The sequence below is a fragment of the Streptomyces sp. NPDC005566 genome (genome assembly GCF_040605575.1).
Lineage (GTDB): Bacteria > Actinomycetota > Actinomycetes > Streptomycetales > Streptomycetaceae > Streptomyces.
Genome location: NZ_JBEXDB010000004.1, coordinates 22,429 through 36,205, shown reverse-complemented (window position 1 = coordinate 36,205; position 13,777 = coordinate 22,429). Strand labels below are relative to the sequence as shown.

Sequence of the window (13,777 nt, the reverse complement as noted above, 5' to 3'; positions counted from 1 at the left end):
CGCCGAGGCTGAAACGCGTGGCCGAGCGTGCGCTTTGCCATCTTGATCATCTGGCAAGTTCGGGCAACGACGGCTCGGACAATGGCGGTGATCCGGTTAGTGCTGCAGCGGAGCTTCCGCAGGACCCGCCAGCATTTGAGGGTGGCCATGGCGCGTTCGCCGAGGCTGCGGATCCTGGCGTGATCGCGGTTGTGACGCCGGCGCCAGCCGCGCAGGTTCTTGCACCGGATCGGAACGCGGATAGCCGGCCCGGCACCCTGGTACGCCTTGTCTGCCCAGCACTTGACGTCGGCGGCGAGAGCGGTGGGAATGCCGTGAGTCCGGGCCGCGGTCAGGTCGTGGGTGGCTCCCGGTAGCGCGTCCGAAGCCCAGATCAGACGTCCGGCCGGATCCGCGAGGACCTGCACGTTCATCCCGTGGTGCTTCTTCTTCCCCGAGTTGTACGGGCGGTTGGCGGCGATGCGGTCGATGGGCAGCAACGTGCCGTCCAGGATCACGTACGCCTTCTTCCGTACGGTCTCCATGGCCTGTCTGAGCGTGGGCGCGAGGGCGGCCAGGAGGTCGACGGCCTCGCGTATGTATCCCGCAGGTCAGGCGGCGCCAACGGGAGCCAATGCGGCGGCGGTGACCTGCGAGAAGACCGGAAAGGTGCTGCAGGGTGCGGCTGGACAGATCGATGGCGGACGGGTAGACAAGCACGAGAGCTCCTGGCGGACTGGCGATCTTGGTCGTGAACCCGTCTACCAGGAGCCTTCTTCATACCGCCGCGGGGGTCACCGTCCCAACCACCCAGCAGGTTGGAAGAGGCTCAGTGCCGCGGAGCGTTCCCGTCGATCGTTTCGGAGCAGGATCTTGAGAGCTGCCGCAGTGGCTGTGCCGGGGCGGACGTAACAGCGCTTGTCGTCACGCGTGGCTTCCGCCCGGTGCTTCTTCAACCGATTGACAGGACCGACTCACGGCCGTCACGACCGGGGGCGATCGTCCTTCGATGCGCCGCCGGCCGCTCCGGGTCCGCCCGGTTCCATGGGCTCCCCCGGGGTGGAGAGCTGAGCAACCGCGTCGACACCGACCACCGCGCCGGTGGACTTCCTGCCGCGTCGCAGCCTGCGCTCCAGCCATGAGGCGAACGTGGTGAGCGCGAAGTTCAGCACGACGAAGATCACCGCGACGACGGTGAAGCAGGCGATCGTGTTGGCACCGTAGTTCGCGCTCATCGGGCGGACCGAGGCGAGAAGCTCGGCGAAGCCGAGCACCGCGCCGCCGAGCGCGGTGTCCTTGACGATGACCACCAACTGGCTGACCAGCGCCGGCAGCATCGCGGTGACCGCCTGCGGGAGCAGCACGTTCGTCATGGTCTGGCCCTTGCGCATGCCGATCGCCTTGGCGGCATCGGTCTGTCCACGGGGCAGCGACAGGATTCCGGCGCGCACCACTTCGGCCAGCACCGCGGCGTTGTAGAGGACGAGCCCCGTGACCACGGCGTACAGCGGGCGGTTGTCGGGGCTGACGTCGGTGAACTCCGCGTACGCCGCGTTGGCGAAGAGCATCAGGATCAGCACGGGGATGGCCCGGAAGAACTCCACGACGGTTCCGCCCGCTCCGCGCACCCACCAGTGTTCGGAGAGCCGGGCGATGCCGAAGAACGCCCCGAGGGGCAGCGCGATGACCATGGCGAGCGCGGCCGCGATGAGGGTGTTCTTCAGTCCTGGCCAGAGGTAGGTGGACCAGGCACGGGAGTCCGTGAAGAAGGGCTTCCATTTCGCCCATTCCAACTGGTTCTTGTCGGCGAGGCTCTGGATCACCCACCAGGCCACCAGGCCGAATGCGAGCAGGAACACGATCGTGTAGAGGATATTGCGCCGCTTGGCGCGTGGCCCGGGTACGTCGTAGAGGACGGAGGTCATCGCTTCACGGCGACCTTCTTGCCGACCCAGCCGAGGAACAGCCCGGTCGGCAGGGTGAGGCAGATGAATCCTGCTGCGAAGACGGCGGAGATGAGGATGAGTTGGGCCTCGTTCTCGATCATCTCCCGCATCAGGGAGGCTGCTTCGGCGACCCCGATCGCGGAGGCCACCGTGGTGTTCTTCGTCAGGGCGATCAGTACGTTCGCCAGCGGGCCCACGACGGAGCGGAATGCCTGCGGAAGGACGATGAGCCTGAGCACCTGGGGGAAGCTCAGACCGATGGCGCGCGCGGCCTCCGCCTGTCCGATGGGCACGGTGTTGATGCCCGAGCGCAGCGCCTCGCACACGAATGCGGAGGTGTAGGCGATCATTCCGAGCACGGCGAGCCGGAAGTTGATGGTCTCGAAGTTCTCCGCTCCGAGGCTGACGCCCAAGGTCTGGAACAGTCCGAGCGAGGTGAAGATGATGATCACCGTCAGGGGGATGTTCCGCACGACGTTCACGTAGCCGGTGCCGAAGCCGCGCATGAGGGGAACGGGGCTGACCCGCATGGCGGCAAGGATCGTTCCCCAGATCAGGGCGCCGATGGCGGAGTAGACGGTGAGCTGCACCGTCACCCAGAAGGCCCCCAGCAGGTCGTAACCTTCAAGAAAGTCGAACACGGTCTCCTCCCGCACTTCCGGTGGGTGAAGCGTGAGGCGCGCCGCCTGCGTGCGGGGCGGCGCGCCGGTCAGCGCCGGTCAGCCCCGTTCAGGTGACGACGACGCCGATCTTCGGTGCGGGCTCGTTCTTGTAGCCGGCCGGGCCGAAGTTCTTCTCGACGTACTTGTCCCATGTGCCATCGGCGACCATCTTCTCCAGGGCCTTGTTGATCTTGCCCTTGAGTTCACTGCCGCTCTGGATGCCGATGCCGTAGTTCTCGTTGCTCAGCTTGAATCCGCCGAGCCTGAACTTGCCCTTGAACTCTTCCTGGGAGGCGTAACCGGCCAGGATCGAGTCGTCGGTGGTCACCGCGTCGATGACCCCGTTCTCCAGACCGGTGATGCACTCCGAGTAGCCGCCGTACTCCTGCAACTGCGCCTTGGGCGCGAGCTTCGTCTTGACGTTCTGCGCCGAGGTGGACCCGGTGACGGAGCAGAGCTTCTTGTTGTTCAGGTCTTCGGGCTTCTTGATGGAGTCGTCGTCCGCGCGGACGAGGATGTCCTGGTGCGCCAGCAGGTAGGGACCCGCGAAGTCGACCTTCTTCTCGCGCTCGTCGTTGATCGAATAGGAGGCGGCGATGAAGTCGACGTCGCCCCGCTCGAGCAGCGTCTCGCGGTCGGCGCTCTTGGCTTCCTTCCACTCGATGTCCTCGGGTTCGAAGCCGAGCTGCTTGGCGACATATGTCGCGACATCGACGTCGAAGCCCGTGTAGTCGCCGTCCGGGGTCTTGAGACCGATCCCCGGCTGGTCGAACTTGATGCCGATGGTGATCGTGTCGGCGCGGCTGCCCGCTGCGGTACCCGCGGCGGTGTCCTTGCCACCGTCGGAACCGCAGGCGGCCGCGGTCAGGGACAGCAGGAGTGCGGCCGCAGCAGCGGCGGTGGTCTTGCGAGGGTTCATGGTGATCATTCCTTGGGACTGCCGCACGGGTGCGGCGGGCGGACGAGGTGAGCGAGTGGTCCCGCTCAGTGGTGGAGGATCTTGGAGAGGAAGTCCTTGGCGCGCTCGCTGCGCGGGTTGCTGAAGAACTCTTCGGGCGTCGTCTCCTCCACGATCCGGCCGTCCGCCATGAAGACCACACGGTTGGCGGCTGAACGGGCGAAGCCCATCTCATGGGTGACGACGGCCATGGTCATGCCCTCGTGGGCGAGCTGCTGCATGACTTCCAGCACCTCGTTGATCATCTCGGGATCGAGTGCCGAGGTCGGCTCGTCGAAGAGCATCACCTTCGGGTCCATGGCCAGGGCCCGTGCGATCGCCACGCGCTGCTGCTGCCCACCGGACAGTTGGGCCGGGTACTTGTCCGCCTGGGAGGCCACACCCACCCGCTCCAGGAGGGACCGCGCCCGCTCGTCGGCCGAAGCCCTGCCCTTCTTGCGGACCTTGATCTGGCCCAGCGTCACGTTCTGCATCACGGTCTTGTGGGCGAAGAGGTTGAAGGACTGGAACACCATGCCCACATCGGCGCGGAGGCCGGCCAGCTCGCGGCCCTCGGCGGGCAGCGGCCTCCCGTCGATGACGATCTCGCCCGAGTCGATGGTCTCCAGCCGGTTGATGGCGCGGCACAGCGTGGACTTGCCGCCGCCGGACGGGCCGATGACGACCACGACCTCACCCCGGTGGATGGTCAGGTCGATGTCCTGGAGCACGTGGAGGGCGCCGAAGTGCTTGTTGACATGACTCAGCACGACCAGGGCATCGCTCGCTCCCGGAATCGCATCGCCGTGTGTCACCGCTGCTGCACTCATCGTGCTCATCGTCCGTCCACCTCGCCGCGGTCGCATGCGGAGAGGGCCGACTGCGGACGCCGGCGTAGGCCCGGGTTGCCGGGCGGACGAGTCGACGCGGGCACTGGAGCAACGGCATACGAGCGACGGCGACCACGACGCGGTGGGCTGCGCCGGCACCCGAGACAACGCCTTCCCGCGCCCGCGCCGTCGCAGGTCCTCGGCCGACGGTCGTGGCCGCTACGCCCCCGGCTGCAGGCGCCGCTCGGGGCGGGCGGCCCTCCAGGGTCCCCTTCACCGGCCCAGGACTTTCCCGTTGCCGATCACCGGTCCACACCCCGACACCCGTACGAGAACAGCTCGGAGCACGAGGCCCTCGCCATGATCACTCCGCGATCGAGGGTGCGGATCCTGCCGCCCCGTCCGGCCCGCGCCGACGAAGCCGGCTCGAACCCGACCGGACGCACGCCTTCTCCTGCAGTCCACGAGTTCTTCGGCGAACCGAGCGTCCCCTGCGTGGACAGCGCTCCTTCACAGGTGACACGTGGACGGCCCGGTCCGTCATCGGGGGGTGCCCCTATCTGTTTGGTCAAGGTCGAGGACCAGTAGGTTCGTGTGGTCGAGGGTGGGGCCGAACCGTAGGGGTGTGCATGGGTGATAGCCAGGTCACGATCAAGCTCACGAGTGACGAGGCGCTGGTGTTGTCGGACTGGTTGGAGAAGCTACAGATGACAGACCTGAGCCGGGTTGTCGACGATCCGGCGGTCTGGGCGCCGATCCATCGCATCGCCGGGACGCTGGACAAGTCACTTCCTGGCGACGCCTTCTGGATGGCGATCACCCCCTGAAGGGCGGAACGGAAATGATAGATATGCGAACAGTCCCTTCCCTCAGCTGGACCGATGCCGGATCGTGGTGCACCACCTTCACTCGGTGCATTGCACCGCACGACGTACTCGAGCGTTATGGCGCAGTCCCGGAAAGTGCCCGGGAAGTACCGAAGTTGGACGCTCTTCGTCTCGGCGCCGACGGCTACCGAGCGGGAACTCCGGCGTCGGTGCTGCGGGTCGGTTCGCTGGGCGACTGGTCCTTCTGTTACGAGGAATGGGGAGTCCTGGGGGCAAGCCCGGTGTTCTGTCGGCGCTCTCCCGTGACACGGAGACATTCACTGTCGCCACCAACGGCGTCGGCCTGGACACCTTCGGATATTGGCGTGAAGGCCGGTGCGTCGAATCCTTTGAGGTGGACGATCCGGGCACTGCTCAGTCCTCGGTGTCCCGCTGGCGGGACACCCTGCGGAGCCGCCGTGAGGCAGCCGAGGGAAGCAACCCCACTCTTTTGGTGGCGGTCCGGATGATCTGCGACCACATGGGCTCCGTCCTCGAAGACGCCACCCTCGACGGCCCGCTCCCGACTGTCCTGGTCGCGGACGAACATGCACCGCGGGTGGACTGGTCCGGCCGGGGCCGGGGCCGGGGAGTTGCGATTCCGCTCTCGGGTGAGTCCGGTCCGGTTGCGCCGCCGGTCTGAGCCGTTCGCACCGCGCCACGGGTCCGTGACACCCGCCCGTGGCGCGGTGCACGCTATTCCGGCGCTGCACTGGAAGCTGGACAAGATCGAAGGGGCTGCCGGGAGAGGGGGAGGGGCTCAAGATGAAGCAGGACATCGTGACCGGATGGGCTGGGCCGTGCGCCCGAATAGTGTGATGTGGTGCGTGACATCTACTCGAGGTGCTGCGCCCGAAAGTGGGGCCGCCCATGGCTTCAACCCGAAGCCACCCACTTCGTCGATTGGCCAGAAACGCTCGACTGGATCTCCGACTGCAGTCGTCCGGACGCAGAGGTCCTCCCGTTGCGTTTCGGTAGGATCGGGGAGTGGTCGTTCTGCTTCGAGGAGTCGACCAACCTGAGCTCCTCCTCGCGACGTTCTCGCCCGCTTCTCTGTCACCGCTGACACGCTCCTCGTGATGCTGGGCGGTGGTGGCGTCGTCCACTTCGGTTACCGGCAGAACGGCCGATGCCGCTGGTGTCGATCACGTGCAGGCCCCTCCATCACGCTTTCGTCCGGCCTTGCCTCGGCACCGAGCTGCCACACCCACGTTACGGAGAGCTCTTCCGGCGGGTGAAGCCGGTGCTCAAGCCTCTCATCAGCGGAACGTCGATGCCTCCGGGCCCGGTGACACCCCCCCCGGATCATGAACAACAAGGGGGGAAGTCATGCCGGACCCGAAGGCCGGTAGCCCCATTGCGGAGCCACGAAGAAGGTAACGGGGGGGGTCACCGGCAGCTGATCCCCGTAGCCCATGAAGGCGGGCTGACGTGCGACACCTCACTACCGTCGGGAGACGGGAGGGCCCGTGCTAATCAGGGATTCCCGGCATACCCCACCAGGCGTTCCTGTCCTTGACGGCGGCTCTCGGACACGTCTCTCGCCACGTCGTGAGCGCCGGGGAGCGCCCGGGACGCGCGAAGAAGAGCTGCTTCCCCCGCAAGCGCAGCCGAAGGTTCGCCGAGTCGACGACGTTGTCGTGGATGATGAGGACCTGGGCCACCTGGTGGGGATCGTGTTCCGTGATCCGTCCGCCTGCACGCCGGAGACGGAGCCGTGGGCGAGCGTCGTCCTCGCCGATGACGATCCGTGCCTCGACAAGGCGCCGCCGGTCCCACGCCCAGTGCGCGATCTCCACGAGTACGTAGACCGCAGCCGCGCAGACCGCCCACCTGACGTCGGAACCCATCCACAGCACCAGGCCGAAAAGGCCGAGGCAGGCGACGATCACCGCCATGCGCCGTAGCCGCCGAACGGTCCGTGTGCTCCTGTCCGCCGCGTCCCAGAGAAGATCCTCGCTGACAGCCATCCCGCCATGATGGGCCTCGGCCGTCATCCTGAGAACCCCCCGCCCGGACCTCCCGAACGGCCTCATCTCGCCATGGTGCTCATCGAGACGACCACACTGATCCACCGACATCAGCGGGCTGTCACCTCTGGCCAGGCGTCACGTGCGGCCAGGTCGAGGATCAACCCGGCAATGTTCCATGCGTCGTCCGCGCCACAGTGGTGACGCCCTTCCAGCGGCAGTCCGGCAATCGTCAGGGCCCGGGCCATTCCAGGGCGTTTTCGCAATCCATGGGCCTCGGTGAAGACCACCTTGGCGTTGGCGTGCCGACGTCCGAACGGGTACGCGGTGCCGGTTGTCTGGCACTGACGGGTGAACTGGTGACGGTCGTAGTCACCCCAGCTCGCCCACGGACGCACCCCCGCCTGATGTTCGGACGCCAGCAGTCGACAGGCCTCGGCGAAGCTCACGCCCGAAGTCACCTCGGCCTGACTCAGCCCCGTCAGTTCCGTACAGAAGGAGCTGACGGCCGACCGCTCGGGCCGCACCACAACGCGATGCCGCCCGACACGCTCACCCCTGCCGAGGTCAACAACCGTCAGCCCGATCTCGATGATCTCGCTGACCGCACCGGGCGGCGGCTCACCCTCCCAGCACGTCGCCTCGACATCAATGACATTCAGCATTCCCCCAGTACTCTTCACGCGCCCGAGCGTAGGGAGGCAGACGCCTACCGGTCACCCTGATTTCCGACGCGGAGACCACACAAAGCAGGAGGGCGCAGGCGCGCTCCTGCCTGACCTCGAAATCCGTGTACGCGAAGGGCCTGCTGGGCGCCGGCGGGGCCATCCAGGTACTGCTGCGTGCCATCGGAACGATCCGCGGTACATGGGGAAAGTGCGTGAGCCGATGAGTTTTCGGGGCGGGGCCGGTCTGCACAGGTATGGATACCTACACACGTGAGACAGCCGGCGCGGACCTCGTCTACGACGTCCGCGGGCCGTTGCCGACCGAAGACGGGCGCCCGCTGCTGCTCATGATCGGGCAGCCCATGGACGCCGGCGGTTTCGCCGCACTCGCGGCACGCTTCCCGGAGCGGACCGTCGTCACATATGACCCGCGCGGCCTCGGTCGCAGTACCCGTAAGGACGGCCGCGTCGAGCACACGCCCGAGGTTCAGGCCGATGACGTACACGCCGTCATCGAAGGGCTGGGGGCCGGGCCGGTCGACATGTTCGCCAGCAGTGGTGGCGCGGTCACCGCGCTCGCGGTCGTGGCGAAGTACCCAGGTGATGTGACCACCTTGGTCGCCCACGAGCCGCCGCTCGTCACTCTCACCCCGGACGGCCCGGCGGCCGTGCGGGCGCGGGCTCGAGTCCGGGAGGTGTACGAGAAGCATGGGTGGGGCGCCGGGATGGCTGCGTTCATTGCGATGACCTCCTGGGAGGGCGAGTTCACCGACGCGTACTTCGCGCAACCCGATCCCGATCCCGCCGCGTTCGGGATGCCCGCCGAAGATGACGGCTCCCGCGATGATCCGCTGCTCTCCGACCGGTCATGGGCGATCAGCAGCTACCGTCCGGACGTCGACGCGATCACCAGGGCCGCGACCCGCGTGGTGGTCGCCCTGGGCGAGGAGTCCGAGGACGTGCTGACCGGGCGAACCACCGTCGCGACCGCCGACCTGCTCGACCTGCGGGTGACCGTGTTCCCGAGCCATCACGGCGGATTCCTCGACGGGGAATTCGGTTATGCAGGAAAGCCCGACGAGTTCGGGCATCGGTTGCGTGAGGTGCTTGACGGCGCCTCGTAGGACCACAGGCGGACGAGTGGCTCCGGGTACTTCGGTGCTCGTCACCGAGCCATATCGGAGCTACTCGTCCACGACTCACGCGGCGCACCAAGGTGCCCTCCCGTAGCCCGAGAACGGGCGCGGAGGCACGACACGAATGGTGCGGAGGACCCGTCCGGCGACCGTCCGCGGTGAGGGCGGCCGGACGGTCACCCGCCGCACCTGTCCCGAACGCAGGCCCCGGGCTGACCTCGCCTGATCGGCCGGCAGGGGCCTCGATCCGCCTTGTCGGGGCTGTGGGGCACGATGGGAGCCATGGCACAGCAGATCTTGCCCCCGTCGGAGTCCTGGCGCGGGATCGACGCCTGGCTGGCGACGCACGCGGCCTCCGACTTCGCACACCTGAATCCGCCAGCGACACCCGACGGGATTCGACATGCCGAACAGGTTCTCGGCGCCCCGCTGCCCGGTGATCTCACGGAGTCTCTGCAATGCCACAACGGCGTGAGCACGTGGACGACCGTCCTGCCGGAACAGTCCCCGCTCCCGGTGAGCGGCATCGTGGACCATTGGCGGACCCGCATGGACACCGCGGCGGAGAACGACGGTCTGGCCCCCAGCGCCTGGGAGGACGAGCCGTGGTGGCACCCGCTGTGGGTTCCCTGGGCTGAGAGTGCCGATGGTGTCGCGCAGGTGATCGACCTGCGTCCTGGACCAGATGCGGGGCGTCTCGGCTGGGCAGGGCACGGCGGTGGCGGCGACTTCACCGATGCGTGGCCTGATCTGGCAAGCCTTCTCCACGCGGTCGCACAGGCATTGCATGAAGGCGGAGACGTCCACGGGCTGCACCCTTACCTCACCGTCCGAGGCGGGGTGTGGTGGGACGAAGAGGGCTGCTGCGAGCTGAACGGTCAACCGCTCAGGGCAGCCCCCGTCGGGCTGCCCTGAGCGCACATCTGCCATCAATCACCTTTGTCACGACCGGAGTTGAGTCAGAACCGAATCTCGCGATCAAAGCCAGGGGTGACGGTGCCACGTACAGACCGACCAACGTGCCCACCCAGCCTCTCGAAACTTCGGGGCGAAAGGCACGCACCGGTCGCCGACACAGCCGCGATCCGGGCGGTCATCGACTCGCCGCAGGAGCCCGCCGACTGCGCCCGGCCACCCTCCAGTCACTCAGGTACTCAGGTACTCAGGTACACCTACTCATGTGCGGTCGCTCGTCACCACCAAGGATGTCCGCATGACGCGAACCTCCGGTGGAGCATCGGCGATGCCCCCTCCCACGAGGTGCGTTCCGGCGCTCTCGCATCGGGGCACTCTCCCCTGCTCTACCGAAAGAGGTTTCATGAGTCGCGACGTCCAGATACGAGTTGCTGATGCCGAGGACCTGGTCTGGATCCACGAGTTGAGACACCGCGTGTACGCCCAGGAGCTCCGTCAGCACGCACCGCGCCCGGAGCGGCGCCTGCACGACGCACTGGACGGCGACAACGTCTACCTCGTCGCGGCCCGAGGGCCGGTCCGCATGGGCTTCGTCAACCTGACCCCGCCGTGGCTGGGCCGCTACGGCCTCGACAAGTACCTGAGCCGCGACGAACTGCCGCTGCTCTCCGAGGGCGGAGCCTTCGAGGTGCGCATCCTCACCGTGGAGCCTCGTTGGCGCAGCACCGCGGTGGCACCGCTGCTGATGTACGCGGCCCTGCGCTGGATATCCTCCCGGGGTGGCCGCACAGTGGTGGCGATGGGCCGCACCGAACTGCTCGACATGTACCTGGCGGTCGGCCTGAGGCCCCTCGGACACACCGTCCGCAGCGGTGCGGTGACCTTCGAGGTGCTGACGGGCGAGGTGGCCGCACTGACGCAGGTCGCCACCACCCGGTACCGCACCGCCCTGGAGCGGTTCCGCACCGTCGTGGACTGGCAGTTGGACATGGAATGGGCGCCCGGGCCGGATGGTTGTGAACATGGCGGCGCTTCCTTCACTGCCATCGGAACGGACTTCCGCACCTTGCACCGGCGCCACGAGATCGTCGCCGCCGACGTGCTGGACGCCTGGTTCCCGCCCGCTCCCGGGGTACGCGCCGCGCTCGCCGAAGACCTGTCCTGGTCCGCACGGACCTCGCCTCCCACCGGCGCCGAGGGCATGCTGTCGGAACTCGCGAAGGCCCGGGCACTGCCGGCGGAGACACTCGTGGCCGGAGCCGGCTCGTCGGACCTGATCTTCCGAGCGTTCGGCCGCTGGCTGACCCCGACCAGCAGGGTGCTGCTGCTGGATCCCGGGTACGGCGAATACGCCCACGTCACCGAGCGCGTGATCGGGTGCCGGGTGGACCGCTTCCGGTTGCACCGGAAGGACGGGTGGCGAATCGACATCGGCCGGCTGGCTTCTGTCGTCGAGGCGGGTCGTTACGACCTGGTGGTCGTCGTCAACCCGAACAACCCGACCGGACGCCACGCCCCCGCAGCCGAACTGTGCACCCTGATCGAGGCCGCCCCGGCCCGGACCCGCTGGTGGATCGACGAGGCCTATCTCGGCTACGTGGACCTGGCCGAGTCGCTCGCCCCGCTGGCCGCGGTGGACCCGCGGGTCGTGGTCTGCACCTCGCTGTCCAAGATGTACGCGCTGTCCGGCGCGCGGGCTGCCTACCTGGTGGCCGAACCCGCAACGGCCGCACTGTTGCGCCGGTGGACGCCGCCCTGGGCGGTCGGCCTTCCCGCACAACTCGCCGCGGTGGCAACCCTGCGGGACCCCGCGTACTACCGCGCCTGCTGGCTCCGCACCCACGCCCTGCGCCGCCGGCTGGCCGCCGACCTCGCGCAGGTGGACGACACCGTCGCGGTCGAGGAGGGCGTCGCGAACTTCCTCAACATCACGCTTCCGTACGACGGACCCAGCGCTGCCCGCCTGGTGCGGGAGTGCCGTCGGCACGATGTCTACCTGCGCGACCTGTCACCTCTGTCGCCGCAGTACGAAGGGCGCACCGTACGCGTCGCGGTCAGGGACGCGGCGGAGAACGCGCGCATCGTTGCGGCGTACGAAGCCGCGCTCGAGACGCTGCTGCCCAGCTCCCTGTCGAAGCGGGCCCCCGGACGCCCGGCCACGCCCGTCACGGGTCTCGCCCGGTGACCGACGTCGCCTCCCTCGCGCCCTTCCTCGGCGGGGCCTTGGCGGTCGGCGGGATCGCCGCAGCGCTCTCCGGCCGCCGTGAACTGCTGGTCCGGTGGTATTGCTGGGCGGCCGGAGTGCCCCTGGTCGCCGGTGCGTTCTGGTGGGGCACCCCGGGAGTGACGCTACTCGCCCTTGTGGTCGGAGTGGTCGCGGCGCTGGAGTTCGGCGGGCTGATGCGCGTGTCCCGGTCCGACAGGGTCGTACTGGCCGCCGCCGTCTCCGGCGTGGTGCTGACCTCCTGGCTGGCACCCGGGCAGGAGGTGCGGGCGGTGGCGGTCGGCGCCCTGGCCATCGCCGCGGTCCCGATGCTGGCCGGTGACTCCACCCACGGTCTGCGGCGGCTCGGGGCCGGTCTGCTCGGGCTGGTCTGGCTGAGCGTGCTCGCGGCCCTGGCACCGCTCGGCGCGACCGCGCTCGTCCTGTTCATCGCTGTCTCGGTGGGCGACGTCGTCGCGTACTTCTCGGGTCAACGGCTGGGCGGGCCACGCCTGTCACCGCTCTCCCCTGCCAAGCGGTGGAGCGGAACCCTTGCCGGCGCCGCGGCCGCCCTCGGCGTACTCGCCGCGCTGTCCGCACTGAGCTGGCCGACGGCGGTCGCAGTGGCGGTGGGCGCCCCGGCGGGAGACCTGCTCGAATCCATGGTCAAACGAGGAGCGCGGGCGAAGGACTCCGCCCACTGGCTGGCCGGCTCCGGTGGCCTGCTCGACCGGATCGACTCACTCCTCCTGGCTCTGGCCGTCCTGCTCCTCCTGCGCTGACTCAGCGACGCAGGACTCCGGGGTTCCGGGAATCCGGCTGGAGTACCGGCCTCTCCGCCGCGCACACGACTCACCTCGCCCCCACCAGCACTCATACGTCGGCACGACGGAGCAGTGTCACGAAGCAGTGTCACGAAGCACTCGGTGCCCCAGGGGGCAACTGCAGGGCGACGTGGTCGGCCCGGCTCGCTCAGGCGGCTTCCGTTCGCAACGTGCGAGCTCGCTCGGCCGGATCGTAGTCCGGGCCGACGCCCTCGATCAGCACCAAATCGCCCTTCACGTGGTCTGTACGCAGGCTCAGGATGGCCCGGTAGGCGGGAGAGTCGTACCAGGCACGGGCTGCGGCGAGGCTGGGGAACTCGATCAGCACCATGCTGCCGGGCCACGTCCCCTCGACGACTTCGGCCGGGGGGCCGTGGATGACGAAGCGGCCGGCGAAGGGGTCGAGGGTTGCCTGGATGCGCTCCAGGTACTCGATGATGTCGGAGTGATTCCGGCGGCTGCGGAGATGAGCGAATCCGTAAGCGGGCACCACGGGGCTTCCTTCGTTTCCGGGGGCGTGAGCGATGACCAGAACGTAGCTGAGCGTGGTGGGGCAGTGCGATTACCTCGGAGGTAACACCCTCGTCCTGAGGCAGGCGACCCACGCGTCCGAGGACACCATCCTGCAGCTCGGCGGGTACGTTCAGTCGACGACGGCGCCGCCGGTGACATTGACCTCTGTGGCAGTCATTATCGGCGCGCGGTCGGAGGCGAGGAAGGCTGCGGCGTAGGCGACGTCTTCGAGACGGGGACGGCGGTTGAGCAGAGTCACCGTCGCCTCAGGATCATCCTCGGGCGGGTTGGACGGATCGGGCGAGCCTGAGAGAGCAGCCAGGCCACC

General features: G+C 68.1%; 14 protein-coding genes and 2 pseudogenes. 6 read left to right on the top strand and 10 right to left on the bottom strand.

Annotated features, from left to right (window positions below; all coding sequences use genetic code 11):
- Window positions 1–65: 65 nt before the first annotated feature.
- The 6 genes and pseudogenes from ABZS61_RS07410 to ABZS61_RS07385 all read right to left on the bottom strand — a co-directional run.
- Window positions 66–699: pseudogene (locus ABZS61_RS07410) on the bottom strand (transposase family protein); the annotation flags it as partial.
- Between the two features lie 140 nt (window positions 700–839).
- Window positions 840–944 (bottom strand): annotated as a pseudogene (locus tag ABZS61_RS07405) (IS5/IS1182 family transposase); the annotation flags it as partial.
- 18 nt (window positions 945–962) lie between these two features.
- On the bottom strand, window positions 963–1,904 hold the full coding sequence (locus ABZS61_RS07400; protein WP_356417194.1) for an amino acid ABC transporter permease: 942 nt from the start codon (window positions 1,902–1,904) through the stop codon (window positions 963–965).
- Window positions 1,901–2,566 (bottom strand): amino acid ABC transporter permease, encoded by a 666-nt coding sequence (locus ABZS61_RS07395; RefSeq protein ID WP_356417193.1) that lies wholly within the window; start codon window positions 2,564–2,566, stop codon window positions 1,901–1,903. The genes ABZS61_RS07400 and ABZS61_RS07395 overlap by 4 nt, the downstream gene beginning before the upstream one ends.
- 88 nt (window positions 2,567–2,654) lie before the next feature.
- A complete protein-coding gene (locus tag ABZS61_RS07390; RefSeq protein WP_356417192.1) occupies window positions 2,655–3,506 on the bottom strand; it encodes a glutamate ABC transporter substrate-binding protein in 852 nt (283 codons plus the stop codon).
- Between the two features lie 65 nt (window positions 3,507–3,571).
- Window positions 3,572–4,354 carry an amino acid ABC transporter ATP-binding protein gene (locus tag ABZS61_RS07385; protein ID WP_356417514.1) on the bottom strand — a complete coding sequence of 261 codons (783 nt, stop codon included), beginning with the start codon at window positions 4,352–4,354 and terminating at the stop codon, window positions 3,572–3,574.
- A gap of 629 nt (window positions 4,355–4,983) precedes the next feature.
- On the opposite strand from ABZS61_RS07385, the gene ABZS61_RS07380 reads away from it, so the two are divergent.
- The gene (locus tag ABZS61_RS07380; protein WP_356417191.1) at window positions 4,984–5,181 is read left to right on the top strand and encodes a hypothetical protein; all 198 of its coding nucleotides are present in this window, start codon (window positions 4,984–4,986) and stop codon (window positions 5,179–5,181) included.
- Window positions 5,182–5,437: 256 nt separating this feature from the next.
- Entirely contained in the window at window positions 5,438–5,863 is a 426-nt protein-coding gene (locus ABZS61_RS07375; RefSeq protein ID WP_356417190.1) for a hypothetical protein, read from the top strand.
- 829 nt (window positions 5,864–6,692) lie between these two features.
- Here ABZS61_RS07375 and ABZS61_RS07370 read toward each other — a convergent pair.
- On the bottom strand, window positions 6,693–7,190 hold the full coding sequence (locus tag ABZS61_RS07370; protein ID WP_356417189.1) for a hypothetical protein: 498 nt from the start codon (window positions 7,188–7,190) through the stop codon (window positions 6,693–6,695).
- A 110-nt stretch (window positions 7,191–7,300) separates the two neighbouring features.
- Window positions 7,301–7,855, bottom strand: a complete 555-nt coding sequence (locus tag ABZS61_RS07365) for a 3'-5' exonuclease (protein WP_356417188.1) — start codon at window positions 7,853–7,855, stop codon at window positions 7,301–7,303.
- Window positions 7,856–8,112: 257 nt separating this feature from the next.
- On the opposite strand from ABZS61_RS07365, the gene ABZS61_RS07360 reads away from it, so the two are divergent.
- The 4 genes from ABZS61_RS07360 to ABZS61_RS07345 all read left to right on the top strand — a co-directional run bounded on the left by ABZS61_RS07360 (window position 8,113) and on the right by ABZS61_RS07345 (window position 12,894).
- Window positions 8,113–8,982 (top strand): alpha/beta hydrolase, encoded by an 870-nt coding sequence (locus ABZS61_RS07360; protein WP_356417187.1) that lies wholly within the window; start codon window positions 8,113–8,115, stop codon window positions 8,980–8,982.
- 294 nt (window positions 8,983–9,276) lie between these two features.
- Window positions 9,277–9,909: an SMI1/KNR4 family protein gene (locus ABZS61_RS07355; RefSeq protein ID WP_356417186.1), complete on the top strand. Its 633-nt coding sequence runs from the start codon at window positions 9,277–9,279 to the stop codon at window positions 9,907–9,909.
- Window positions 9,910–10,312: 403 nt separating this feature from the next.
- Window positions 10,313–12,094: a histidinol-phosphate transaminase gene (locus tag ABZS61_RS07350; protein ID WP_356417185.1), complete on the top strand. Its 1,782-nt coding sequence runs from the start codon at window positions 10,313–10,315 to the stop codon at window positions 12,092–12,094.
- Window positions 12,091–12,894, top strand: a complete 804-nt coding sequence (locus tag ABZS61_RS07345) for a phosphatidate cytidylyltransferase (protein WP_356417184.1) — start codon at window positions 12,091–12,093, stop codon at window positions 12,892–12,894. Before ABZS61_RS07350 ends, ABZS61_RS07345 begins: the two co-directional genes overlap by 4 nt.
- A 190-nt stretch (window positions 12,895–13,084) precedes the next feature.
- On the opposite strand, the gene ABZS61_RS07340 is transcribed toward ABZS61_RS07345, so the two are convergent.
- Together ABZS61_RS07340 and ABZS61_RS07335 are read right to left on the bottom strand one after the other, a co-directional pair.
- Window positions 13,085–13,426, bottom strand: a complete 342-nt coding sequence (locus ABZS61_RS07340; RefSeq protein ID WP_356417513.1) for a DUF1330 domain-containing protein — start codon at window positions 13,424–13,426, stop codon at window positions 13,085–13,087.
- A gap of 153 nt (window positions 13,427–13,579) precedes the next feature.
- Complete coding sequence (locus ABZS61_RS07335) at window positions 13,580–13,708, bottom strand: hypothetical protein (protein WP_356417183.1); 129 nt, start codon at window positions 13,706–13,708, stop codon at window positions 13,580–13,582.
- Window positions 13,709–13,777 lie beyond the last annotated feature (69 nt).